27 protein-coding genes and 1 tRNA gene are annotated in these 21,853 nt (G+C 60.9%); 20 read left to right on the top strand and 8 right to left on the bottom strand.

Features of this window, described 5'->3' with window-relative positions:
• Window positions 1-38 precede the first annotated feature (38 nt).
• From glyA to OSJ75_RS16085, 7 genes are all read left to right on the top strand, one after another.
• Window positions 39-1,334, top strand: a complete 1,296-nt coding sequence (gene glyA / locus OSJ75_RS16055) for a serine hydroxymethyltransferase (protein ID WP_267228726.1) — start codon at window positions 39-41, stop codon at window positions 1,332-1,334.
• Window positions 1,335-1,449: 115 nt separating this feature from the next.
• Window positions 1,450-1,935, top strand: coding sequence for a transcriptional regulator NrdR (nrdR, locus tag OSJ75_RS16060; RefSeq protein ID WP_267228727.1), 486 nt, complete (start codon window positions 1,450-1,452; stop codon window positions 1,933-1,935).
• Window positions 1,936-1,938: 3 nt separating this feature from the next.
• Entirely contained in the window at window positions 1,939-3,036 is a 1,098-nt protein-coding gene (gene ribD, locus OSJ75_RS16065) for a bifunctional diaminohydroxyphosphoribosylaminopyrimidine deaminase/5-amino-6-(5-phosphoribosylamino)uracil reductase RibD (RefSeq protein ID WP_267228728.1), read from the top strand.
• A gap of 11 nt (window positions 3,037-3,047) precedes the next feature.
• On the top strand, window positions 3,048-3,662 hold the full coding sequence (locus OSJ75_RS16070) for a riboflavin synthase (RefSeq protein WP_267228729.1): 615 nt from the start codon (window positions 3,048-3,050) through the stop codon (window positions 3,660-3,662).
• 51 nt (window positions 3,663-3,713) lie between these two features.
• Window positions 3,714-4,175 (top strand): 6,7-dimethyl-8-ribityllumazine synthase, encoded by a 462-nt coding sequence (locus tag OSJ75_RS16075; protein WP_250018224.1) that lies wholly within the window; start codon window positions 3,714-3,716, stop codon window positions 4,173-4,175.
• Window positions 4,176-4,177: 2 nt separating this feature from the next.
• Window positions 4,178-4,684, top strand: a complete 507-nt coding sequence (gene nusB / locus OSJ75_RS16080) for a transcription antitermination factor NusB (RefSeq protein WP_267228730.1) — start codon at window positions 4,178-4,180, stop codon at window positions 4,682-4,684.
• A 220-nt stretch (window positions 4,685-4,904) separates the two neighbouring features.
• Window positions 4,905-7,058 carry a sodium-translocating pyrophosphatase gene (locus tag OSJ75_RS16085; protein ID WP_250018222.1) on the top strand — a complete coding sequence of 718 codons (2,154 nt, stop codon included), beginning with the start codon at window positions 4,905-4,907 and terminating at the stop codon, window positions 7,056-7,058.
• 75 nt (window positions 7,059-7,133) lie between these two features.
• Here the strand turns inward: OSJ75_RS16085 and OSJ75_RS16090 are convergent, their stop codons facing one another.
• Window positions 7,134-7,634, bottom strand: a complete 501-nt coding sequence (locus OSJ75_RS16090) for an outer membrane protein assembly factor BamE (protein WP_371929623.1) — start codon at window positions 7,632-7,634, stop codon at window positions 7,134-7,136.
• Between the two features lie 124 nt (window positions 7,635-7,758).
• Here OSJ75_RS16090 and OSJ75_RS16095 point away from each other — a divergent pair, with 124 nt between their 5' ends.
• The 6 genes from OSJ75_RS16095 to OSJ75_RS16120 all read left to right on the top strand — a co-directional run bounded on the left by OSJ75_RS16095 (window position 7,759) and on the right by OSJ75_RS16120 (window position 12,203).
• Window positions 7,759-8,313: a ubiquinol-cytochrome C chaperone family protein gene (locus OSJ75_RS16095; protein ID WP_250018220.1), complete on the top strand. Its 555-nt coding sequence runs from the start codon at window positions 7,759-7,761 to the stop codon at window positions 8,311-8,313.
• A 10-nt stretch (window positions 8,314-8,323) separates the two neighbouring features.
• The gene (locus OSJ75_RS16100) at window positions 8,324-8,887 is read left to right on the top strand and encodes a YceD family protein (RefSeq protein WP_267228731.1); all 564 of its coding nucleotides are present in this window, start codon (window positions 8,324-8,326) and stop codon (window positions 8,885-8,887) included.
• A gap of 173 nt (window positions 8,888-9,060) precedes the next feature.
• The gene (gene plsX, locus OSJ75_RS16105; protein WP_267228732.1) at window positions 9,061-10,146 is read left to right on the top strand and encodes a phosphate acyltransferase PlsX; all 1,086 of its coding nucleotides are present in this window, start codon (window positions 9,061-9,063) and stop codon (window positions 10,144-10,146) included.
• Complete coding sequence (locus OSJ75_RS16110; protein WP_250018217.1) at window positions 10,147-11,118, top strand: beta-ketoacyl-ACP synthase III; 972 nt, start codon at window positions 10,147-10,149, stop codon at window positions 11,116-11,118. It begins immediately after the preceding gene.
• Window positions 11,119-11,228: 110 nt separating this feature from the next.
• Complete coding sequence (locus tag OSJ75_RS16115) at window positions 11,229-11,549, top strand: integration host factor subunit alpha (RefSeq protein ID WP_091883889.1); 321 nt, start codon at window positions 11,229-11,231, stop codon at window positions 11,547-11,549.
• A gap of 111 nt (window positions 11,550-11,660) precedes the next feature.
• Entirely contained in the window at window positions 11,661-12,203 is a 543-nt protein-coding gene (locus OSJ75_RS16120; protein WP_250018215.1) for a MerR family transcriptional regulator, read from the top strand.
• A gap of 24 nt (window positions 12,204-12,227) precedes the next feature.
• Here OSJ75_RS16120 and OSJ75_RS16125 read toward each other — a convergent pair whose 3' ends face one another.
• Together OSJ75_RS16125 and OSJ75_RS16130 are read right to left on the bottom strand one after the other, a co-directional pair.
• Window positions 12,228-12,539, bottom strand: coding sequence for a hypothetical protein (locus OSJ75_RS16125; RefSeq protein WP_267228733.1), 312 nt, complete (start codon window positions 12,537-12,539; stop codon window positions 12,228-12,230).
• Window positions 12,540-12,579: 40 nt separating this feature from the next.
• Window positions 12,580-12,831 carry a hypothetical protein gene (locus OSJ75_RS16130; RefSeq protein ID WP_250018211.1) on the bottom strand — a complete coding sequence of 84 codons (252 nt, stop codon included), beginning with the start codon at window positions 12,829-12,831 and terminating at the stop codon, window positions 12,580-12,582.
• A gap of 326 nt (window positions 12,832-13,157) precedes the next feature.
• Here OSJ75_RS16130 and OSJ75_RS16135 point away from each other — a divergent pair, with 326 nt between their 5' ends.
• The gene (locus OSJ75_RS16135; protein WP_267228734.1) at window positions 13,158-13,589 is read left to right on the top strand and encodes a BA14K family protein; all 432 of its coding nucleotides are present in this window, start codon (window positions 13,158-13,160) and stop codon (window positions 13,587-13,589) included.
• A gap of 43 nt (window positions 13,590-13,632) precedes the next feature.
• Here the strand turns inward: OSJ75_RS16135 and OSJ75_RS16140 are convergent, their stop codons facing one another.
• Window positions 13,633-13,779, bottom strand: coding sequence for a hypothetical protein (locus OSJ75_RS16140; RefSeq protein ID WP_250018207.1), 147 nt, complete (start codon window positions 13,777-13,779; stop codon window positions 13,633-13,635).
• A gap of 196 nt (window positions 13,780-13,975) precedes the next feature.
• On the opposite strand from OSJ75_RS16140, the gene OSJ75_RS16145 reads away from it, so the two are divergent.
• Window positions 13,976-14,578, top strand: a complete 603-nt coding sequence (locus tag OSJ75_RS16145) for a PRC-barrel domain-containing protein (RefSeq protein ID WP_267228735.1) — start codon at window positions 13,976-13,978, stop codon at window positions 14,576-14,578.
• A 67-nt stretch (window positions 14,579-14,645) separates the two neighbouring features.
• Here OSJ75_RS16145 and OSJ75_RS16150 read toward each other — a convergent pair whose 3' ends face one another.
• Entirely contained in the window at window positions 14,646-14,951 is a 306-nt protein-coding gene (locus OSJ75_RS16150; RefSeq protein ID WP_267228736.1) for a hypothetical protein, read from the bottom strand.
• A gap of 222 nt (window positions 14,952-15,173) precedes the next feature.
• Here OSJ75_RS16150 and ampC point away from each other — a divergent pair, with 222 nt between their 5' ends.
• The 5 genes from ampC (at window position 15,174) to OSJ75_RS16175 (ending at window position 18,553) form a co-directional block, all read left to right on the top strand.
• Window positions 15,174-16,352, top strand: a complete 1,179-nt coding sequence (ampC, locus tag OSJ75_RS16155; protein WP_323748387.1) for a class C beta-lactamase — start codon at window positions 15,174-15,176, stop codon at window positions 16,350-16,352.
• Between the two features lie 73 nt (window positions 16,353-16,425).
• Window positions 16,426-17,409, top strand: a complete 984-nt coding sequence (pip, locus tag OSJ75_RS16160; RefSeq protein WP_267228738.1) for a prolyl aminopeptidase — start codon at window positions 16,426-16,428, stop codon at window positions 17,407-17,409.
• Between the two features lie 67 nt (window positions 17,410-17,476).
• A complete protein-coding gene (locus tag OSJ75_RS16165) occupies window positions 17,477-17,872 on the top strand; it encodes a hypothetical protein (protein WP_267228739.1) in 396 nt (131 codons plus the stop codon).
• 67 nt (window positions 17,873-17,939) lie between these two features.
• Window positions 17,940-18,332: a GFA family protein gene (locus tag OSJ75_RS16170; RefSeq protein ID WP_267228740.1), complete on the top strand. Its 393-nt coding sequence runs from the start codon at window positions 17,940-17,942 to the stop codon at window positions 18,330-18,332.
• A 144-nt stretch (window positions 18,333-18,476) separates the two neighbouring features.
• Window positions 18,477-18,553: transfer RNA gene (locus OSJ75_RS16175), tRNA-Pro, on the top strand.
• A gap of 30 nt (window positions 18,554-18,583) precedes the next feature.
• Here the strand turns inward: OSJ75_RS16175 and OSJ75_RS16180 are convergent.
• The 3 genes from OSJ75_RS16180 to OSJ75_RS16190 form a co-directional block, all read right to left on the bottom strand.
• Window positions 18,584-18,769 carry a hypothetical protein gene (locus OSJ75_RS16180; RefSeq protein ID WP_267228741.1) on the bottom strand — a complete coding sequence of 62 codons (186 nt, stop codon included), beginning with the start codon at window positions 18,767-18,769 and terminating at the stop codon, window positions 18,584-18,586.
• Between the two features lie 278 nt (window positions 18,770-19,047).
• Window positions 19,048-20,295, bottom strand: a complete 1,248-nt coding sequence (locus OSJ75_RS16185; protein ID WP_250018190.1) for an O-antigen ligase family protein — start codon at window positions 20,293-20,295, stop codon at window positions 19,048-19,050.
• The gene (locus OSJ75_RS16190) at window positions 20,292-21,830 is read right to left on the bottom strand and encodes an undecaprenyl-phosphate glucose phosphotransferase (protein ID WP_250018188.1); all 1,539 of its coding nucleotides are present in this window, start codon (window positions 21,828-21,830) and stop codon (window positions 20,292-20,294) included. The genes OSJ75_RS16185 and OSJ75_RS16190 overlap by 4 nt, the downstream gene beginning before the upstream one ends.
• Window positions 21,831-21,853: the final 23 nt, after the last annotated feature.

Genomic DNA, 21,853 nt, shown 5'->3' on the forward strand with positions numbered 1-21,853 from the left:
GCGCGGCAACTACACTGGCCAATGAGGGTTCCCGCACCATGTCGAACACAGAGAGTTTTTTCAACGCAGCGCTCGAAGACATCGATCCCGAGATTTTTGGCGCCATCCGCAAGGAATTGGGGCGGCAGCGGCATGAAATCGAGCTGATTGCGTCGGAGAACATCGTATCGCGCGCTGTTCTGGAAGCGCAGGGTTCGATCATGACGAACAAATATGCGGAAGGCTATCCGGGCAAGCGCTATTATGGCGGCTGCCAATATGTCGATATTGCCGAAGAACTCGCCATCGAGCGCGCCAAGAAGCTGTTCAGTTGCGATTTCGCCAATGTCCAGCCGAATTCCGGCAGCCAGATGAACCAGGCGGTGTTCCTGGCCCTGCTGCAGCCGGGCGATACGTTCATGGGCCTCGATCTGAATTCGGGCGGTCATCTGACGCATGGATCGCCGGTCAACATGTCCGGCAAATGGTTCAACGTCATCTCCTATGGCGTGCGCGAGGACGATCACCTGCTCGACATGGACGAGATCGAGAAGAAGGCGCATGAATTCAAGCCGAAGCTGATCATCGCCGGCGGCACCGCCTATTCGCGCATCTGGGATTTCGAGCGCTTCCGCAAGATCGCCGATGCGGTCGGCGCCTACCTCATGGTAGACATGGCCCATATCGCCGGTCTTGTCGCGGCCGGCGTTCATCCTTCGCCGATCCCGCATGCCCATGTCACCACGACGACGACGCACAAATCGCTGCGTGGTCCGCGTGGCGGCATGATCCTGACCAATGATCCGGAAATCGCCAAGAAGATCAATTCCGCGGTGTTCCCGGGTCTCCAGGGCGGGCCGCTGATGCACGTGATCGCCGCCAAGGCCGTCGCATTCGGCGAGGCGCTGAAGCCCGACTTCAAGACCTATGGCGAGAACGTCGTCGCCAACGCCAGGACCCTGGCCGAATCGCTGAAGAAGAACGGCCTCGACATCGTATCCGGCGGCACCGACAACCATCTCATGCTTGTCGATCTGCGCCCGAAGAATGCGACGGGCAAGCGCGCCGAACAGGCGCTCGGCCGTGCCAATATCACCTGCAACAAGAACGGCATTCCATTCGATCCGGAAAAGCCCTTCGTAACCTCCGGCGTCCGTCTCGGCACGCCGGCCGGCACGACGCGCGGTTTCGGTGCGGCGGAATTCACCGAGATCGGCAACCTCATCACCGAGGTTCTCGATGGTTTGAAGGTGGCGAATTCCGACGAAGGCAATGCTGCCGTCGAAAAGGCGGTCCAGCAGAAGGTCGTGGCGCTGACCGAGCGTTTCCCGCTCTATCCGTATCTCGGCCAGTAGCACGGGATGGGCTCCGATGCCGCGCTGGGGAAAGCCGGCATCGGAGCGCTTTAAACCTTGAGGGAAAGGCACTATCTTCGCGGCACTTCCGGAATCATTCGCAGAAAGTTCCTCGATGCGCTGCCCTTACTGCCAGTCTGAAGATACACAGGTAAAAGACTCCCGCCCCGCCGAAGACGGGGCCGTCATCCGGCGGCGCCGCGTCTGTACCGTGTGCGGCGGCCGTTTCACCACATTCGAGCGCGTGCAGCTGCGCGACCTCACCGTCGTCAAGAAGAGCGGCCGCAAGGTGCCTTTCGACCGCGACAAGCTGATGCGTTCCGTCGAAGTGGCCTTGCGCAAGCGCGATGTGGACCAGGAACGCGTCGAGCGGGCGGTTTCCGGCATCGTCCGGCAGCTCGAAAGCTCGGGGGAGCCGGATGTTTCCTCCGATGAGATCGGCCTTCTCGTCATGGAGGCGCTGAAGGGCATCGACGACATCGCCTATATCCGCTTTGCCTCCGTCTACCGGAACTTCCGCGAGGCGCGCGATTTCCACGATGTCATCGACGAGATCACCACGGGCGCCGATGGTGCGCCGGCCAGCGCCGGGGACGAATAGCGAATGCCGGTTTCGGAGCATGACCGCCGTTACATGGCCGCCGCCATTCGCCTGTCGCGCAGCCATCTCGGCCTCACCGGTACCAATCCCTCGGTCGCGACGCTCATCGTCAAGGATGGAACGATCGTCGGCCGCGGCGTGACCGCCGTGGGCGGCCGGCCCCATGCGGAGGCCATTGCCCTTGCCGAGGCGGGCGAGGCGGCGCGCGGCGCGACGGCCTATGTGACGCTGGAGCCATGCGCCCATCACGGCAAGACGCCGCCCTGCGCCAATGCGCTGGTCAATGCGGGCGTGACCCGTGTCGTTGCCGCGGCCAATGATCCCGACGACCGGGTCGCAGGCAAGGGCTATGCGATATTGCGGGACGGCGGCCTCGAAGTGGAGACCGGGATCCTGGCGCGGCAAGCCGCCGACTGTCTCGCCGGATATCTGACGCGATCTGCGAGGAAACGGCCGGAAGTCACTTTGAAGCTTGCGCTTTCCGGCGATGGCTTCATCGGCCGGGCCGGCGCCGGGCAGGTGGCCATAAGCGGCGATATCTCCCGTGCGCAGGTCCATCTCATGCGGGCGCAGAGCGATGCGATCCTCGTCGGCATCGGGACGGCGCTGGACGACGATCCGCAATTGACCTGCCGCCTGCCGGGTCTCGAGCAGCGCTCGCCGATCAGGATCGTGCTGGACAGCCAGCTGCGACTGCCGGCGCATGGCAGCATGGTGCGCAGCGCCCTGACCGTTCCGGTCTGGATCGCCGCGAGCGCGGATGCCGATGCCGCCAAGCGCCAGGAACTCATGGCGGCGGGCTGCCGTATCCTGGCGACGGAGACCGATTGCGGCCTGACCGCGCTGCAGGAATTGCTCGACGATCTGGCGGCGCAGGGCATCGCAACGCTCATGGTCGAAGGCGGCGCGACGGTCGCCGGCTCCTTCCTCGGCGAAGGCCTGGTGGATAGGCTGGTGCTGTTCGAGGGCCCGGATGCCATCGGTGAAGCGAACGGGGTTGCAGTTCCCGCGCTGCAGTCCCATATCGCGCGGGACTTCGACCTCCTGAACGAATATCGCTTCGGCAAGGACCGCTGCAGCGAATACATCAAGCGCATTTAGGGAAACTGCCAATGTTTACGGGTATTGTGACGGATATCGGCCGGATCGGCCAGGTTAAGCCGCTGAACGAAGGCGTTCTGCTGCGTATCGAAACGAATTACGATCCCGAGACAATCGAAATCGGCGCCTCCATCTCCTGTTCCGGCGTATGCCTGACGGTGACGACATTGCCCGAAAAGGGCTCCAATGCGCGCTGGTTCGAGGCGGAGGCCTGGGAGGAGGCGCTGCGCCTCACCACGATCTCGCAATGGAAGACCGGCACCCGCATCAATCTCGAGCGATCGCTGAAGCTCGGCGACGAGATGGGCGGCCATCTCGTCTCGGGCCATGTCGACGCCATGGCCGAAATCACGGCGCGCGAGGATGAGGGCGAGGCGGTTCGCTTCACTATCCGTGCGCCGGAGAATCTCGCACGGTTCATCGCGCCGAAGGGTTCGATCGCCCTCGATGGCACATCCCTGACCGTCAATCAGGTCAATGGCAGCGAATTCGACGTGCTGCTGATCCGCCATTCGCTCGAAGTGACGACATGGGGCGAGCGCAAGGTCGGCGACAGGCTCAATATCGAGATCGACCAGATGGCCAGATACGCTGCACGACTTGCAGAATATCCGAAATCGGCCTAGGACGACATTCCAACGGCCCGAGGGCCGGTTTTATCTCTCCTGGAGCGGTCCATGTCCAAGAAAAAGGCGCAGGCGCCACATCTGCTTATTGTGGAAGCGCGCTTCTATGAAGAATTGTCCGATGCGCTGCTGAATGGCGCCAAACTGGCATTGGAAGAAGCCAATGCCACCTATGAAGTGGTTACGGTTCCAGGCGCGCTCGAGATTCCGGCGGTCATCTCCTTCGCACTCGACGGCGCGGAAGAGGGCGGCACGGAATATGACGGCTTCGTTGCGCTCGGCACCGTCATTCGCGGCGAAACCTACCATTTCGACATCGTCTCGAACGAATCCTGCCGGGCCCTGATGGACCTTTCGGTGGAGGAAAGCATTGCCATCGGCAATGGCATATTGACCGTGGAAAACGAAGAGCAGGCTTGGGTTCGCGCCCGCCGCGAGGACAAGGACAAGGGCGGCTTTGCAGCGCGCGCGGCCTTGACGATGATCGCGCTCAAGGAAAAGTTCGGAGCCTGACCATGCCCAATTCGACTGAACCAAACAATCCCGCCGTCAAACCCGCCAACAAGCGCGGCGTCGCGCGTCTCGCCGCTGTCCAGGCGCTCTACCAGATGGATGTCGCGGGAACCGGCGTCCTCGAAGTGGTGGCCGAATATGAGGCGCACCGCCTCGGCAAAGAGGTGGACGGCAAGCAATATCTCGACGCCGACCCGCAATGGTTTCGCGGCATTGTCTCCGGTGTCGTCGCGGCACAGACGACGCTCGACCCGATGATCCACCAGACGCTGACGGAAGACTGGCCGCTGTCGCGGCTGGATTCGACGCTGCGCGCCATATTGCGCGCCGGCATCTGGGAATTGAAGAACAAGGCGGATGTTCCGACGGCCGTCATCGTTTCGGAATATGTCGATATCGCCAAGGCCTTCTACACCGAAGACGAGCCGAAGCTCGTCAATGCCGTGCTCGACCGGCTGGCCTATGAGATCCGCGGCGAAAGCAGGGGCGTCAAGACGCCCCGCCGCTGACCGGCAACGATCCCGCTTCCGCAAATGCGGGCCGAGGCCCGCCATCGACCTTGCGGCCGGCATTCCCGGCCGTCGCTCCCCCATGCGAAAGCCCTTGACGTGCCCGTAGGCTAGGTTACTCCTAACGGATGCGGTCGCGTCTCTGCCGGCCTGGCAGCTCCGTGTGCCGTACCGAACCTGACCCGGGGAGGGGTTTTCCGGTCAAATCTGAGGGAGTGGCATGACAATACTGTTTCTGGTCATTGCCTGCGGTCTGCTGTCTGTCGTTTACGCTGTATGGGCCACCAAATCGGTGCTCGCAGCGGACCAGGGCACGGCACGCATGCAAGAAATCGCTGGTGCAATCCGTGAAGGCGCACAAGCTTATCTCACACGTCAGTACACCACGATCGCCATTGTCGGCATCGTCGTATTCATCGCCGTCTGGCTGCTATTGACGGGGACTGCGGCCTTCGGCTTCCTCGTGGGAGCCGTTCTTTCGGGCCTCGCCGGCTTCATCGGCATGCACGTTTCCGTGCGCGCCAATGTCCGCACGGCGCAGGCTGCATCGCGCAGCCTGGCCGCAGGCCTTGAGATCGCCTTCAAATCCGGTGCGATCACCGGCATGCTGGTTGCGGGTCTCGCCCTCCTTGGGGTTGCCGTCTATTACTGGGTGCTCACCGGTCCGCTCGGCTATCAGCCGGCAGATCGCACGGTGATCGATGCACTCGTATCGCTGGGCTTCGGCGCTTCGCTGATTTCGATCTTCGCCCGTCTCGGCGGCGGTATCTTCACCAAGGGTGCGGATGTCGGCGGCGATCTCGTCGGCAAGGTGGAAGCGGGTATCCCGGAGGACGATCCCCGCAATCCCGCCACGATCGCCGACAATGTGGGCGATAATGTCGGCGACTGTGCCGGCATGGCGGCCGATCTGTTCGAGACCTATGCGGTGACCATCGTCGCCACCATGGTTCTCGGTGCGATCTTCTTTGCCGCGACGCCCGTGCTCGCAACGGTCATGCTCTACCCGCTTGCGATCTGCGGCGCCTGCATCGTCACCTCGATAGCCGGGACCTTCTTCGTCAAGCTCGGCGCCAACAACTCGATCATGGGCGCGCTCTACAAGGGCCTGATCGTGACGGGCCTGCTTTCCATCGCGGGGCTTGGTCTGGCGACCTCGCTCACCATCGGCTGGGGCGAGATCGGCACGGTCGCCGGCCAGTCGATCACCGGGGCGAACCTTTTCATCTGCGGGCTGATCGGGCTCGTGGTCACCGGCCTGATCGTCGTCATCACCGAATATTATACCGGCACCAACAAGCGCCCGGTGAATTCGATCGCCCAGGCCTCCGTTACCGGCCACGGCACCAACGTCATCCAGGGCCTGGCGGTCTCGCTTGAATCGACCGCGCTTCCGGCCCTGGTCATCGTCGGCGGCATCATCTCCACCTACCAGCTTGCCGGCCTGTTCGGCACCGGCATCGCCGTTACCGCCATGCTCGGCATTGCCGGCATGATCGTGGCGCTCGATGCTTTCGGGCCTGTCACGGACAATGCCGGCGGCATTGCGGAAATGTCGGGTCTCGATCCTGAAGTCCGCAAATCGACCGATGCGCTCGATGCCGTGGGCAATACGACGAAAGCCGTAACCAAGGGCTATGCCATCGGTTCGGCCGGTCTCGGCGCGCTGGTGCTGTTCGCGGCCTATGCCAACGACCTGCAATATTTCATATCGGAAGCCAACAAGGACGGATCGACGCTGTTCTCCTATTTCAAGGGTATCGGCGAAGTCTCGTTCGAATTGTCCAATCCCTATGTGGTGGCCGGTCTGATCTTCGGCGGGCTCATCCCCTATCTGTTCGGCGGCATTGCAATGACAGCCGTCGGCCGCGCAGCAGGATCGGTGGTCGAGGAAGTGCGCAGGCAGTTCCGCGAAAAGCCCGGCATCATGCAGGGAACGGAACGGCCCGACTATGCGCGCGCGGTGGATATACTGACGCGGGCGGCCATCCGCGAAATGGTGGTGCCCTCGCTGCTGCCGGTGCTTGCGCCGCTCGTCGTCTATTTCGGCGTGCTGGTCATATCCGGTTCGAAGGCTTCGGCATTCGCGGCGCTCGGCGCTTCCCTGCTCGGCGTCATCATCAATGGCATTTTCGTCGCCATATCGATGACCTCCGGCGGCGGCGCCTGGGACAATGCGAAGAAGTCCTTCGAGGATGGCTTCGTCGACAAGGATGGCACGCGCCATCTGAAGGGGTCCGAAGCCCACAAGGCGTCGGTCACCGGCGATACGGTCGGCGATCCCTACAAGGATACGGCGGGTCCTGCCGTCAATCCGGCCATCAAGATCACCAATATCGTCGCCCTGCTGCTGCTCGCCGTCCTGGCGCACTAGCCCCGCGACAAACGAAAAAGCCCGCGAAACCTGTGTTTCGCGGGCTTTTCCTGTTCTGGTTCCTGCGTTGGCGGATCAGCGCGGACCGCTGTTTCCAAGCGAAGGCGGCGCCTTGCCGACGCCGGCCAGCAACTGGCCGAGGAAGGAGAGGTCCTTGCCGCCCGTCGGGGTCGTGCGCGAGATGAAGTCGAACACCTTGCCGTCCTGCAGGCCGTAATTGGATATGCTCGCCACCTTGCCGTCCTTGTCGAAATAGACAGCGAGGATGCGGCGGTCGGTCACCTTGGGCTGCATGAAAGCGACGCTGCGGTGCCGGGTCTGGGAAATGTAATAGAAGACTTCATTGTCGAAGGTCGCCGTCGTCGATGGGCTGCCGAGCGAGAGGATCACCTGCTCGCGGCTCGAGCCGACCGGAACGAATTCGAGCGCCTTTTCGTCAAGAACATAACCCTGGGTCAGGGTTTCGGATGGGTTGAGACCGGCAGTATTGCAGCCGGCAAGCCCGGTGGCCATGACAAGCCCTCCGGCAATCAGATGCCCGCGTAGAATAGGGGTCTTGAAAATCCGCTGCAGCAACGACATCTCCATTTCAAACTGGGGCGCAAGTCTTTCGCTGCCCGCAGAACTTCGGTAAACCACCTTGCGGCCCGATGCAACAAGCGACTCATGTTGCACGCGGCGCAATGGAAAGCTCGACTCTATGATACTCAGTTTATTCAGCCGCAGGGCCAAAGCAAACGAGGCGATAACGACCGCGCTCTACGACAGGATCGTGGCAGCGGCGCGGCAGCCATACTTATATTCGGACATCGATGTGCCGGATTCACCGCTTGGGCGCTACGAAATGCTCTCATTGCATGTATTTCTGTTCATAAGGCGTATCAAAGGTAGAGGCGAGGCGCTCAAATCGATCGGGCAGGACGTGACCGACGAGTTCTTTCGCGATGTCGATCATTCGCTGCGGGAACTCGGTATCGGGGATTCGGGCGTCCCCAAGCGCATGAAGAAACTCGCGCGCATGTTCTATGGCCGCGTCGATGCCTATGACAAGGCGCTGGCGGCGGACGACCTTGAAGCGCTCGTGGCCGCCCTTGCGCGCAATGTCCGGCCGGAGGAGCAGAACTGGACGGGAAGTCGTGCATTGGCGCAATATGTACTAAAGTGCCAGTCACACCTGGAAACGCAGGATGACGAGGCCATGGCCAAGGGGGAACTGACTTTCCCCGCCGCCGGCCTGGCCGCTGCCGCTATATGAGAGTATCGCCATGAGACAAGAGGCCGAGGGCGCACTGAGCTACCCCGTATCGGTGAACAGGCTGGCCCAGAAGGGGCTGACCGTAAAGATCGAGGCGGATGAACGCGAACGCCGGGCGCTGCGTGATTTCCATGCGCTGGAAGATGTGAAGTCCTTTGTCGCCGAGCTGCAGGTCCTGCCCTGGAAGAAGGAAGGCGTGCGGGTGAAGGGCACGGTCAGCGCCGATATCGTCCAGCAATGTATCGTGACGCTGGAGCCGGTCGAGGCGCGCATAGAGACACAGGTCGACAGCCTGTTCGTGCCGGAGAATTCGCGGCTGGCGCGCCTGCCCACCGACGATGCGGGCGAACTGATCATCGACGCCGAAGGGCCGGACGTGCCCGAGCCGTTTTCCGGCGACAGCCTCGACATCGGCGCCATTGCCGAGGAATTCTTCGAGCTCGAAATCGATCCCTATCCGCGCAAGCCGGGCGTGGAGGAAGCGCCTGCCGTCACCCTGACCGTCGGAGACGTGGAGGAGGAACGCGCGCCCAACCCTTTCGCAGGCTTGAAGGACTGGAAACAGAAGACTTGATCGCGGACGGGGCTTGCGCCTAAGTAGCGGCGAGACGATGGGGGAGTTTCACGATTTTGGGGCCGGCTGGGCCCTCTCAGGCAGAATCCGGTTGTACGCCCGGGCAAAATGACTATTTTCCGCCGAGTCTTATCAAAGCCTTGCAAGAACGGAACAGGACAGGACAATCGATAGTGATCAGAATTTCCATTGATGCCATGGGCGGCGATTTCGGTCCTGAGGTCGTCATCCCGGCCATGGCCATGGCGCTGGAGCGCCATCCCGATATCAGGTTCGTGATTTTCGGGCGCGAGGAAGAAGTCCAGCCTATCCTGGCAAAGCATGATGCCCTGTCCAAGGCCTCCACGTTCCACCATTGCGAAGTTTCCGTCCGGATGGACGAAAAGCCCAGCCAGGCGCTGCGCAATGGCCGCTGGAAGTCCTCCATGTGGCGCGCCATCGAAGCGGTGAAGACCGACGAGGCCGATGCCTGCATCTCCGCCGGCAATACCGGCGCGCTGATGGCGATGTCGAAGTTCTGCCTGCGCACCATGGCGAATGTGGAGCGGCCGGCGATCGCCGGGATCTGGCCGACCCTGCGCGGTGAAAGCATCGTTCTCGACATCGGCGCGACGATCGGCGCCGACGCGCAGCAGCTTGTCGATTATGCGGTGATGGGCGCCGCCATGGCGCGGGCGCTGTTCGAGATACAGCGGCCGACCATCGGACTGCTGAATGTCGGCGTGGAAGAGATAAAGGGCCAGGACGATGTGAAGGATGCCGCCCGCATCCTGAAGGAAATCCCGCTGCCGAGCCTCGAATATTACGGCTTCGTCGAAGGCAATGATATCGGCAAGGGCACGGTCGACGTCGTGGTGACCGAGGGTTTCGCCGGCAACATCGCGCTCAAGGCCGCCGAGGGCACCGCGAAGCAATTTGCGCAATATCTGCGTGATGCCATGAACCGGACATGGATGGCCCGTATAGGCTATCTGTTCGCCAAGGGCGCCTTCGACCGCTTGCGGGAGAAGATGGACCCCCGCAAGACCAATGGCGGGGTTTTCCTTGGTTTGAACGGAATCGTGATCAAGAGCCATGGCGGAACGGATGCACTCGGTTTCGCGGCTGCCATTGATGTGGGCTACGACATGGCCAAGAACAGATTGCTCGACAAGATCTCCGCGGATCTCGGTCACTTCCACAAGAGCCCCGTCGGCGTCGCCTTCAAGGGCGAGCCGGAGCCAGCAGCAGACGTTGAAACCGAACAACAGGAAAAATAAATGATCCGCTCCGTCGTCAAGGGTATTGGTGCCGCTAAACCGGCACGCCTGGTCAAGAATGCCGACCTCGAAGGTATCGTGGAGACGAGCGACGAATGGATCGTGCAGCGTACCGGCATCAAGCAGCGCTACATAGCGGGCGAGGGCGAGACCACTGCCTCGCTCGGCGAAGCCGCCGCCCGTGCCGCGCTCGACAATGCGGGCCTGACGCCTGACGACATCGACCTCATCATTCTCGCGACGTCGACCCCGGACAACACGTTTCCCGCGACCGCCGTCGATATCCAGGCGCGGCTCGGCATGAAGCACGGCTTCGCCTTCGACATGCAGGCGGTTTGCTCGGGTTTCGTCTATGCGATCACCACCGCCGATCTCTACATTCGCGGCGGCATGGCGCGCCGGGTGCTCGTCATCGGGTCGGAGACGTTTTCGCGCATCCTGGACTGGAAGGACCGCACCACCTGCGTCCTGTTCGGCGACGGTGCCGGCGCCGTCGTCCTCGAGGCGGGCGAAGGGCGGGGACTTACGTCCGACCGCGGCATACTCACGGCAAATCTGCGCTCCGATGGCAGCCACAAGGAAAAGCTCTATGTCGATGGCGGCCCATCGACGACGCAGACGGTCGGCCATCTGCGGATGGAAGGTCGCGAAGTCTTCAAACATGCTGTCGGCATGATCACCGATGTGATCGAGGCCTCGTTCGCCGAGGCGGGAATCACCGCGAGCGACGTCGATTGGTTCGTGCCGCACCAGGCGAACAAGCGCATCATCGACGCCTCGGCCAGGAAGCTCAGCCTGGCCGATGAAAAAGTCGTGATAACCGTCGATCAGCATGGCAATACCTCGGCTGCCTCCGTGCCCCTCGCACTGGCCACGGCGGTTGCCGACGGCCGTATCAAGCAGGGCGATCTCGTCCTGCTCGAGGCGATGGGCGGGGGCTTTACGTGGGGAGCAGTTCTGCTACGTTGGTAGGGAACCGATTGAAATTGCAGTTGTGGAAGCTGCTTGCCCGATTGGTTTTCATCCTATAACTTCCGCTGTCACCTGATAGTTTTGCAACAAAACGAGAGCTTTGAGATCGTATGGGGGGTAAGACCATTACGCGTGCTGATCTGGCTGAGGCAGTCTATCGAAAGGTAGGGCTATCACGCACGGAGTCGGCATCACTCGTCGAAACCATTCTCGATGAGGTTTGTGACGCGATTGTCCGAGGCGAGACAGTCAAACTGTCGTCATTCGCCACGTTTCAGGTCCGGGACAAGAATGAACGCATCGGGCGCAACCCGAAGACGGGCGAGGAAGTGCCTATCCTGCCGCGCCGCGTCATGACGTTCAAGGCGTCCAATGTTCTCAAGCAGCGCATCTTGCGTTCGCATCAGGCCCGGAAGAAGAAATCAGCCTGATAAGCCCTTTGCCGGATTAGTTGTGGGCGAATCTCGCCCTCAGCTTGAAAAATGGGGTATAAATCGCTGATATAGACGTCGAATCAGAATTTCTCCTGAAAGGGTGAAATCATGGACAAGAGTCCCGACGCATTTAGAACCATCAGCGAAGTTGCAGAAGATCTCGATCTGCCACAGCACGTGCTGCGTTTTTGGGAAACCCGTTTCACGCATATCAAGCCGATGAAGCGCGGTGGTGGCCGTCGCTACTACCGTCCGCTCGATGTCGACCTTTTGAAGGGTATCCGGCATCTGCTCTATGATCAGGGCTATACGATCAAGGGCGTGCAGCGGCTGCTTCGCGAGAACGGAACCCAGTTCATCATTGCACTCGGCAGTGGCGATACGGCTGCGGCAGAGGCGATTACCCAGCAGAAACAGGCTGCGGCGCGCCAGGAAGAAGAGCAGAACCGTGCTGATGCCGATGAAGAAGCAGCGGTCATGGGCGGGCCTCGTCCGGCACCGCAGCGCCGCCTGTTCGGGCTGATGAAGGGCGATGACGACGGTCCGATAGCGGCCGACAGCAAGCGGCTGTCAAAAGACAACAGGGCTCTTTTGCAAGAAACCCTGTTCGATCTTCTGGAATGCAAGCGCCTGCTGGATCAGGTCCGATAGTCGCAAGCGAGATCGTCGGCAGGCCTACCGGGCCAGCATTCCGATGACGACGCCGAGACCGGCTATGATCAGCAGCGTCGAAACTGAATTCTGCGTCGGCGTGTCGCCAATCCTCCGGGCCTGATGCCCGATTGCACTGGCGGCCCGCGAGCCCCGCTGCTTCAGCCCGTCCAGTGCCGAAGCCTCATCCTGCTCGGTCATGCGGTCGAACATCTGGCTGCCCTTGTCGGCGAGGGTCTTGCTGACGGCGGCGATATCCTTCTTCAATTGCTCGATTTCGCTTCGAAGTCGCGCCTTGTCGGCCTCGCTCTCCATCTTTTCAGTCATTTCATCCATGGTCGGCGTCCTTATCGGCGGTGGGGATCAGCGGCGGGAATCAGCGGCGGGAAAACAGGCCAATGAGAAGTGCCGCACCGGCAACGAGCGCAAGCGTCGCAATGGGATTTTCCCGCGCCGTATCGGCTGCGACCCGGGCGTGCCGGCTGGCAGCGCGCTTCACCTCGTCGAAATGCTCCGAGCCGAGATCCGACAGACTGGCGGATATATTGGACATCTCCTTGCGCAGCGCTCTGATCTGCGCCTCGAGATCGCCCTGCAAATCATCGGAATTTCTGGAAAAGATTGCCATGCCATTCGCTCCTTCGTTGACGGAGTGATAACGGACGCCAATCGGGAATGTTCCATGCGGGGGACGGCCAAACCGCGAAAATCGGCTGCCATTGCCAGACGACAGCGACGATGAAAAAGCTGCGCCGATGGCCGGATACGCCAAAGCAACGCGTGGCCGCCACTGAGAACCGGTGCAGCCATCTGTCAGAATAAAAGAATACAGAAAGGTTCCATTACGAAACCGTGATGAAGACAGCGCCGGAACGCAAGAAAATTCATCTATTGTTCATCTGACATTCATTGTGCATGATCCATCGTACTGATCTAACTTAGGAGGTTGCTTCAATGAGAAAGATTGTCTCTGGACTGTTTGCAGGTGTGCTCAGTCTGGCCATGGGCGTTACCGCTGCCGTGCCGGTCTCGGCTGCGCCGCTGCCCTCGGTTCCCTTCGAATTCAAGCAGAATGTGGAGCAGGTGCAGTATCGCGAACATCGCCGTTGGCGCGGTGGGCACTGGCGCGGACATCGCGGCTATCGTCATCATCGGCGTGGATATCGCCGCCATAGCGATGGCTGGTGGTATCCATTGGCCGCATTTGGCGCCGGCGCGATCATTGGCGGGGCCATTGCCAACCAGCCGCGGCGCGTGATCCGTTCCGGTGGCGGCAGCGCCCATGTCCAGTGGTGCTACGACAAATATCGCTCCTACAGGGCGTCCGACAACACCTACCAGCCCTATAATGGCCCGCGCCAGCAGTGCTATTCACCCTATAGCTGATCGAATGAATTTGGCTCGGGCGGCATCCGCCCGAGCCGGAACATCAGTTCTCTTCGACTGATACGCCACCTTCGCCGATCTTCAGTTCGACACCGGCAGGCTTGGTTTCCTCGCGATAAATATAGATACCCATGCCGATTGCGATGACGAGCAGTGCGCCGACGAGCACATAGAGACCGTTGCGATTCAATGAATTCTCCTGCGATTATTGGGAAATTGTAACGTGCTGGAACGCGCCCTGGCCGCCAAGGTTCCGCGCCCAGCATCATCTTCTTCCGCGCTCTTCAATTTTCCCGCATGGCTGGAACTGGAGGCGAGGTTGCCGGTTGTTTCCTCTGAAGGGACGCCAAATGGTTGTTCCCGCGCATGAAACAAGGAGACATCCGATGTTGAAATCATTGATTGCTTCAACCGCGGCTGTGACATTGATGGCCGGAACGGCGTTGGCACAGACCACGCCGGCACCCGCGCCAGCCGCTGACCCGGCACCGGCAAAGGTGGAGACGAAAGAACTGTTCACGGGCGGTGCCGGCGCCGCCACGGCTGCCGACGTCCAGCCCATGACCAAGGTGGAGGAGGGGCAACTGCTCGCTTCCGGCCTTATGGGCAAGAATGTCTATAATGGTGACAGTGAGAATGCCGAATCGATCGGCGAGGTGAAGGACCTGATCGTCAATGCCGACGGTACGGTGAAGGCCGCGGTCATCGGCGTGGGCGGCTTCCTCGGCGTTGGCGAGAAGGCCGTCGCCTTGCCCGCCGACCAGCTGAAAATCTCCATGCGTGAAGACAAATCCAACTGGATCGTCGTCAACACCACCAAGGAGAAGCTGAAGGAAGCGCCAGCCTTCGAGACCGCGGACAGCTTCACCCAAGGTGTCGCCGATCCGATGAAGGCGAGCGAATCCAACGCCGCCGACACCGCCACACCGGCCGCGCCCGCTCCGGCGGGTTCGAGCCAGCCGGCGACGCCCGCCGCACCGGCGCAATAGGCAGCGTCAACTGGCACAGGCATAGTCCCGGCGTCGCATATGCGGCGCCGGTTCCGTTCTGCCTGGGTCAGGTACAGTTCGCCCTGCCTTCAGGCGCAAAGGACCATTGTCCGCGCGGCAAGGGGCTGAACGGCGGGACGAAGACGATGTTCCTGGACTTTGGGGCGACCAGAAACCGATGTTCCCGCAGCGCTTCCTTTCCGGAGACCGTGACGCGGTATTCGACCGTGCAGGCCCAGTTGCGGTCGTCCTGATTATCCACTTCCAGCCAGAAGCCGGCCTCGTTGGAATTCCACGACACGAATGGATCGGCAACGGCCTGGACCGGGAGGCTGGCAAGGATCAGGGTCGCAAACCGGTAGAAAGCACGCATGGCAGACGTCTCCAACCTCGGGGCCGAAAGGCAATTTCCCATAGGCTGGCCTCGATCGTCAACGGCCCCGATGGGCGCCGGCACGGCTGTCAGGCGCCAAGGCCTAGTTTAATTCATGTCAGCCACGAAATATCGTCGTTTGCCCTTGCATGTCGACGAGCTTAGACATCTGCCGGCGCGCAAATCCATATTTGCCGATGGCGCCGAAAAGAGGAGATGATGATGCGTATTTCAGCACCGAACCCAATTATTGCTGGGCCGATTATGGCGGGGTTTCTACTTGCCATGTGCCTGCCGATGGCGGCGCGGGCCGACGATCGGCAGCAGCAGATCAGGCAAAGCGTCGATGCAGCAATCGGGCCGGTCATGCAGAAATACGGCATTCCGGGCATGGCGGTCGGCATCTCGCTCGATGGCCGGCATTATCTGGTTTCGTCCGGCGTGGCTGCGAAGCAGGGCGGCAAGCCGGTTGATGAGAACACGATTTTCGAGGTCGGTTCCATAAGCAAGACCTTCACCGCAACGCTGGCGACCTATGCCGAAGTGAAGGGCGATCTGAAGCTCACCGACAGGATCGCCAGATATGTGCCCGAACTGGACGGCAGCACCTTCGGCGGCATCGAGATATTCCACCTCGGCACCCATACGCCGGGTGGTTTCCCGCTCCAGGTGCCGGATGAGGTGAAGAACGAGCGTCAGCTCATGCGCTATTTTGCCGAGTGGGAGCCGACTTTCGCGCCGGGCTCGCACCGCAATTACGCCAATCCGAGCGTCGGCATGCTCGGCGTCGTCGCGGCCAGGGCCATGAAGGGCGATTTTGCGACCCTGGTCGAAAAGCAGGTATTTGGCGGGCTTGGCCTCTCAAGCACCTATGTCAATGTTCCCAAGGCAAGGATGGCCGACTATGCGCAGGGCCACAGGAAGAACGACCAGCCGGTTCGCGTCGACGACACCGGCATGCTCGCGGACGAGGCCTATGGCGTCAAGACGACGGCATCCGACCTTCTCCGCTTTGCCGATGCGAATATGGGGCAAGTCGAGATCGACAAGGACCTGCAGCAGGCGCTGGACGCCACCCGCGCCGCCTATTTCAAGGCGGGCCCGATGACGCAGGATCTTGTCTGGGAGCAATATGACTATCCGGCGAAGCTCGATGCCCTGCTTGAAGGCAATTCGACTACCATGTCGCGCGATCCGGTGCCGGTAAAGGCGATCACGCCGCCGCAGAAGCCGCGCAGGGACGTGTTCGTCAACAAGACCGGCTCGACCAATGGTTTCGGCGCCTATGTCGCCTTCGTGCCGGAAAAGCGCTTCGGCATCGTCATCCTCGCCAACAAGTTCTATCCCAATGACGAGCGCATAAGGCTCGCCCATGCTATCATGAAGCAACTCGGCCTTTGACCGGTGCGCATGTCATCGAACTGACGAAGGCCGCGGTTAGGACAGCCGGAACTTTCAACGCTGGACCGTTCCCATGAGCTACCCGCAAATCTCACCTTTCGCCTCCGGCCACATTGCCTGCTCGGCCGGAAATGAGATCTATTGGGAGGCATCCGGCAATCCGCAAGGCAAGCCCGCCCTCTATCTCCATGGCGGTCCCGGTAGCGGCCTTGGTTCAGGCCGCTACCGGTCGCATTTCGATCCGGATCGATATTTCATCATAGGTATCGACCAGCGCGGCTGTGGGAGAAGCAGACCTTCGGCCGCAAGCGCGGGCGTTGACCTCCAGCAAAACACCACAGCTGACCTGATCTCCGACATCGAACACATTCGAGCGCGGCTCGGCGTGCGGCAGTGGCTGGTGTCCGGCGTCTCCTGGGGCGCTACGCTCGCCCTGGCCTACGCTCAGGCGCATCCAGCACGCGTTTCCGAACTCGTTCTGCTCGCGGTAACCACCACCAGCAGGGCCGAGATCGACTGGATAACCGGGCATATGGGGCGAATATTCCCGGAAGCCTGGGAAAGGCTCGAAGCTGCTTCGGGCAAAGGCAGGGAAGAGCGCCTCATCAAAGCCTATGCACGCCGCCTTGCCGGGAAGGATGATGCCGACCGCGTATTGGCAGCCCGTGCCTGGAACGAATGGGAAAGCGTGCATATATCGCTCGATCCCAACTTCGCGCATGCCGGGAAACTGCGCAGCGATGAGCAACTCCTGGAATTCGCCACTTTGGTTACGCATTACTGGGCAAATGACGGGTTTTTGCGCGATGGCGCCGAGATCCTGAACAATATGAGCAGGATTTCCCAAATTCCGGCGGTTCTCATACAGGGGCGCCGGGATATCAGCAGTCCAGCCATCACCGCATGGCGGCTGCACCGGGCATGGCCGACAAGCCGTCTGTGCATGGTCGAAGAGGAGGGGCATGGCGGACCGCAATCGGTGAGGCAGATGCAGATCGCCCTTGATGGCTTTGCCCGTGGTGCCACGCATGGCGAGCTCGTTGGTGTCGGGCCATAATTGCTCTGGTGGCGGGATGGAACGTATGGCAGTGTCGGGAGTTATCGGGCGGCAGGAGGACATCGCGATGCGAAAAGGATCTTGGATCGTAGTCGGGGCCGGGCTTTTATTGACCGGCTGCGTCAGCAGCGAATATGACGGCGGCTATTCGGGCGGATATTATGGCGGCGCCGTATATTCCGATACTTATATCGGCGATTACGATCGCTATGACCGCTATCGCTATAGCCGCTACGATCGCCATGATCGTGACCGGCGGCGGCATCGCGACTGGGACAGGCATCGTCCCGACAGGCACCGTCCTGACAGACCGGATCGCCCCGACAGACCGGATCGGGTAGATCGGCCGGACCGGCCCGAGGCCAGCCGGCCAGACCGTCCGCGACGGGAGATAAGCGCCGATGAAATGCGGCGCCGCGAGGAGTACATGCTTCGTCGCAGCAGAAGGGGCGGTTCGACCTAGACCAGGTCGAGCGACCTTTTTGCGGAACACGGTTTTTCGCTGGCTTGAGATTGGAAGGAGACGCGGCATGGATCGATATTCCGGCGGCTGCGTGTGCGGCAATGTGCGATTTGTCGCCACGGGGCGTCCCTATCGGGTTGGTCTTTGCCATTGTCTCGAGTGCCGCAAGCATCATGGCGCGCTGTTTCATGCCTCGGCAATCTTCCCTGAGGCGGCGGTGACAGTCGAGGGTGAAACACGCGACTATAAGGGGCGGTTCTTCTGTCCGCGTTGCGGCTCGTCGGTCTTTGCGCGGACCGATGACGAGATCGAAGTGAATCTGGGCTCGCTGGACGATACGGATCAATTCATGCCGACCTATGAAAGCTGGGTCATTCGCCGCGAATCCTGGCTGCCGGAATTTCCGCTGGCAAGGCGATACGACCGCGACCGCGAGGCCTCGGGCCGCTTCGAGGACTAGGCGAAACAGCGCTCCACCGGCTGTGCTGCGCCATGCTTCGGGGCTGGCGGCCACCTCCGCGACGCATTTGTGTGCGCTTCGTTCGTTTTCTCTGTTTTTGGGTATTGCTAAAAAAAGCGAGGTATTCTAGGGCTTCACCCGGTTCGGAGTGTAGCGCAGCCCGGTAGCGCACTTGACTGGGGGTCAAGGGGTCGTCGGTTCGAATCCGGCCACTCCGACCAGCTTCCCGAGGGAAGCAAGGAGCCGGGAACTTACGGTTTGTTCTGCGCCCTGCGCCGCAGCAGTACCGCCTCTATCGAAAACTTCGCTATGGACTGAACATCCCGATTGCCGATGATATAGGCGGCGCGCACGAAACGCGCCAACGTCGCCTGTTCCGAACAGCCTGGCTGCGCAATGCCGAGTTCCTCGGCGGCCATATCGAAGGCGCGTTGCATCAATTCGCCGTCCGACCTGGAATAATTGGGATTATCTTCGTCTAAAAATATCAATGTCGAAATCCGCTGGCGCAACCTGATGATTCTGCTTTCTACTCCGTCGTTGACCGAACCATCAAGCAGACACCCGGTTTTGTCCAGCTATTTCCATGCAATCCTAAGTTGTAGTTGGTTCAAGCGGATAGCGCTCCATGTTGATTTTTCACGGTACATTTCGGGCAGGTGCAATAATAGACAAATAGCGTCAACAAATAGCGGGCAGCGACAGCGGCGTTGCTTCACGCCTGCGGACGTTGCGCTGCGTTGTGCTGTGCCTCCAGCCCGATACATCCCCATATCAGGCCGATAATGAGGTAGAAATGGCGCCAATGGTCGGTATCGATCACATTGCCGATCAGCAGATGCGCCACGAAGACCAGATAGGCGCAGAGGAGATATGGCTGCCATGGCCGGTCGCGGAAGAGGATGCGCAGGCCGAGGCCGAAAGTGGTCATCATCAGCGTGATGTAGCTTATGAATCCGAGCCAGCCATAATCGAGTGCAGCCTTCAGCCACATATTATGCGTGTCTTCGCCAAAGATAGGGCCGAATTCCAGTGGGCCTATGCCGAGCGGATTGTCGATGGAAAGCAGCATTCCATACCAGTGACGGGCGAAGCGGCCAAACTGGGCCTGATCGTAATCCTGCACCAGTTGCGCGCGCGCGGAGAAGAGTTCGGCGACGCTCGGTATCTGCAGGGCGACGATGATCGCCGCGACGGCGATCAGGACCGCGGCAGTGCCGAGGGCGATGATCCTCAGGCGGAACATCGGCGACGGGTTGCGGATGAAGAGCAGCAGCGCCAGTCCGGCGACGACGAATACCGCCATGCCCCAGGCCGCGCGCGAGAACGACAGGAAAACCGCCAGCACGAGGATGAGAATCGGGACGGTGCGCATGAGCAGCCCGCCGATGCTTCCCGTCAGCACGCCGTGAAGCAGCCATGCCAGCGGCAGCATGAGGAAGGGCCCGAACACATTGGGATCCTGGAACGCGCCCATCGCCCGGCCATAGCGGGTGAAGAGCTCGGCGCCCGGGAAGGCATCGAAATAACCGAGGATGCCGAGGCTCGCCGTGGCGATCGCGCCAAGGACATAGGCGCCGAATATGGTGGCGAGAAGCCGCTCGTCCCGGCTGACGATGGCGGCGAAGAATACCGCGGTAAAGGCCAGGAAAAGCGATACTGCGAGATACATCGGAGCGGTCTTCAGGTCCGGCATCTGCCCCATGGAGATCACGCCGCCAATATTGAACAGGACCAGCATCAGCAGCAGCACGGCGCTGATGCGGGACAGGCGCAGGCCGAAGAGACACCAGATGGCGACGAGGCCGGCCATATAGAGCTCGTAAGGCGCCGGCTCGTCGATGACGAAAGCGCTGAGAAAGACACCGAGCCCGATGGCGGCGTTGCGCAACAGGGCGATCAGGAACCTGTTCCTTGCTGCTGGCGAAGCGATGTTCGCCTGGCCGGCAGCGACCGCGGTCAATAGGCGTTTTCCGTGTTCAGCAGGCGGACCGGCGTCAGAACGAGAATTTTGAGGTCCAGCCAGAGCGACCAATTTTCGATGTAGAACAGGTCGAATTCCGTGCGCATCTTGATCTTCTCGTCGGAATCGATCTCGCCGCGCCAGCCATTGATCTGCGCCCAGCCGGTCACTCCGGGCTTGACGCGATGGCGGGCGAAATAGCCGTCGACGACGTCATTATAGAGTAGATTGTGGCTATGGGCGGCGATGGCATGGGGCCGCGGGCCGACAAGCGACAGCGTTCCCATCAAGGCGTTGAAGAATTGCGGCAGTTCGTCGATCGATGTCTTGCGGATGAAACGGCCGACGCGGGTAACGCGCGGATCGTTCTTGACGACGGCGTTGCGCGCGGTCGGATCGCACATCTCGCTATACATCGAGCGGAACTTCCACACTTCGATGATCTCGTTGTTGAAGCCATGGCGCTGCTGCTTGAAGATCACCGGGCCCTTGCTCTCGAGCTTGATCGCGAGCGCCGTCGCCAGCATGATCGGGCTGAACAGGGTGATGCCGATGAGACTGAAGAAGACGTCGAAGGCGCGCTTGGCCACGGAATCCCAATCATTGATCGGCTTGTCGAAAAGGTCGATCATCGCGACCGAGCCGATATAGGAATAGGCGCGCGGCCGGAACTGCAGATGGTTGTTGTGGGCCGATAGCCGGATGTCGACCGGCAATACCCATAATTTCTTGAGCAGCGACAGCACGCGCTCCTCGGCGGTGATCGGCAGGCAGACGATGAGCATGTCGATATGCGCTATGCGGGCAAATTCGATCAGTTCCGATATGTTGCCGAGCTTGGGATAGCCGGCGACGATCGGCGGCGAGCGCTTGGCGTCGCGGTCGTCGAACACGCCGCAGATCCTGATGTCATTATAGGGCTGCTGCTCGATGGACCGGACAAGATCCTCGGCTGGCTTGCCGCCGCCGACGATAACCGCGCGCCGCTCCATCTTGCCGTTGCGGGCCCAGCGCCGGATGAGGCGCGACATGATGATGCGGAAGACGAGAAACAGCACAAGGCCGCTCGCATACCAGGCTCCGAACCAGACGCGCGAATAATCCTCGGATATCTTGAGGAAGAACGCGGCGAGCGACATGAGGGCGAAGGTGCCCGAATAGACGAGGAGCAGGCGTCCGATCTTGCTGAACGGGTCACGCATCGTTGCCAGCTGGTAGCTGTCGGCAAGTTCCAGCAGGAACACGGCTGCCAGCGCCGTCAGGACGATTGCCAGGAGGTAGTGGAAGACCGAATAGGGCGACAGGCCGACATAGATCATGAACACCGCGATACCCGACGTTGCAATGATCAGGAATTCGATGATGCGCATGATGCCGCTGATCATCACCGGAGAATTGGTCGGCCGGGCATATTGGGATGCGATGGTGCGGGCCGTCGCGTTGAGGGACGAGCGCGGCGCCTTTGCCTCGCCATCCTCCTGTGCAAGGTTGCGGACGGCCTCTCGTGTCAGTTTCTGCTTTGCTTCATCACCCATGATGGGGACACCAATACCAACGC

Origin of the sequence: Phyllobacterium sp. 0TCS1.6A, assembly GCF_026420825.1 — a bacterium.
Classification (GTDB): domain Bacteria; phylum Pseudomonadota; class Alphaproteobacteria; order Rhizobiales; family Rhizobiaceae; genus Phyllobacterium.

Coding starts and splice junctions, on each gene's coding strand:
- glyA (WP_267228726.1), top strand. CDS start 39: ATGTCGAACACAGAGAGTTTTTTCAACGCAGCGCTCGAAGACATCGAT.
- nrdR (WP_267228727.1), top strand. CDS start 1,450: ATGCGCTGCCCTTACTGCCAGTCTGAAGATACACAGGTAAAAGACTCC.
- ribD (WP_267228728.1), top strand. CDS start 1,939: ATGCCGGTTTCGGAGCATGACCGCCGTTACATGGCCGCCGCCATTCGC.
- OSJ75_RS16070 (WP_267228729.1), top strand. CDS start 3,048: ATGTTTACGGGTATTGTGACGGATATCGGCCGGATCGGCCAGGTTAAG.
- OSJ75_RS16075 (WP_250018224.1), top strand. CDS start 3,714: ATGTCCAAGAAAAAGGCGCAGGCGCCACATCTGCTTATTGTGGAAGCG.
- nusB (WP_267228730.1), top strand. CDS start 4,178: ATGCCCAATTCGACTGAACCAAACAATCCCGCCGTCAAACCCGCCAAC.
- OSJ75_RS16085 (WP_250018222.1), top strand. CDS start 4,905: ATGACAATACTGTTTCTGGTCATTGCCTGCGGTCTGCTGTCTGTCGTT.
- OSJ75_RS16095 (WP_250018220.1), top strand. CDS start 7,759: ATGATACTCAGTTTATTCAGCCGCAGGGCCAAAGCAAACGAGGCGATA.
- OSJ75_RS16100 (WP_267228731.1), top strand. CDS start 8,324: ATGAGACAAGAGGCCGAGGGCGCACTGAGCTACCCCGTATCGGTGAAC.
- OSJ75_RS16110 (WP_250018217.1), top strand. CDS start 10,147: ATGATCCGCTCCGTCGTCAAGGGTATTGGTGCCGCTAAACCGGCACGC.
- OSJ75_RS16115 (WP_091883889.1), top strand. CDS start 11,229: ATGGGGGGTAAGACCATTACGCGTGCTGATCTGGCTGAGGCAGTCTAT.
- OSJ75_RS16120 (WP_250018215.1), top strand. CDS start 11,661: ATGGACAAGAGTCCCGACGCATTTAGAACCATCAGCGAAGTTGCAGAA.
- OSJ75_RS16125 (WP_267228733.1), bottom strand. CDS start 12,539: ATGGATGAAATGACTGAAAAGATGGAGAGCGAGGCCGACAAGGCGCGA.
- OSJ75_RS16130 (WP_250018211.1), bottom strand. CDS start 12,831: ATGGCAATCTTTTCCAGAAATTCCGATGATTTGCAGGGCGATCTCGAG.
- OSJ75_RS16135 (WP_267228734.1), top strand. CDS start 13,158: ATGAGAAAGATTGTCTCTGGACTGTTTGCAGGTGTGCTCAGTCTGGCC.
- OSJ75_RS16145 (WP_267228735.1), top strand. CDS start 13,976: ATGTTGAAATCATTGATTGCTTCAACCGCGGCTGTGACATTGATGGCC.
- OSJ75_RS16150 (WP_267228736.1), bottom strand. CDS start 14,951: ATGCGTGCTTTCTACCGGTTTGCGACCCTGATCCTTGCCAGCCTCCCG.
- ampC (WP_323748387.1), top strand. CDS start 15,174: ATGCGTATTTCAGCACCGAACCCAATTATTGCTGGGCCGATTATGGCG.
- pip (WP_267228738.1), top strand. CDS start 16,426: ATGAGCTACCCGCAAATCTCACCTTTCGCCTCCGGCCACATTGCCTGC.
- OSJ75_RS16165 (WP_267228739.1), top strand. CDS start 17,477: ATGCGAAAAGGATCTTGGATCGTAGTCGGGGCCGGGCTTTTATTGACC.
- OSJ75_RS16170 (WP_267228740.1), top strand. CDS start 17,940: ATGGATCGATATTCCGGCGGCTGCGTGTGCGGCAATGTGCGATTTGTC.
- OSJ75_RS16180 (WP_267228741.1), bottom strand. CDS start 18,769: ATGCAACGCGCCTTCGATATGGCCGCCGAGGAACTCGGCATTGCGCAG.
- OSJ75_RS16190 (WP_250018188.1), bottom strand. CDS start 21,830: ATGGGTGATGAAGCAAAGCAGAAACTGACACGAGAGGCCGTCCGCAAC.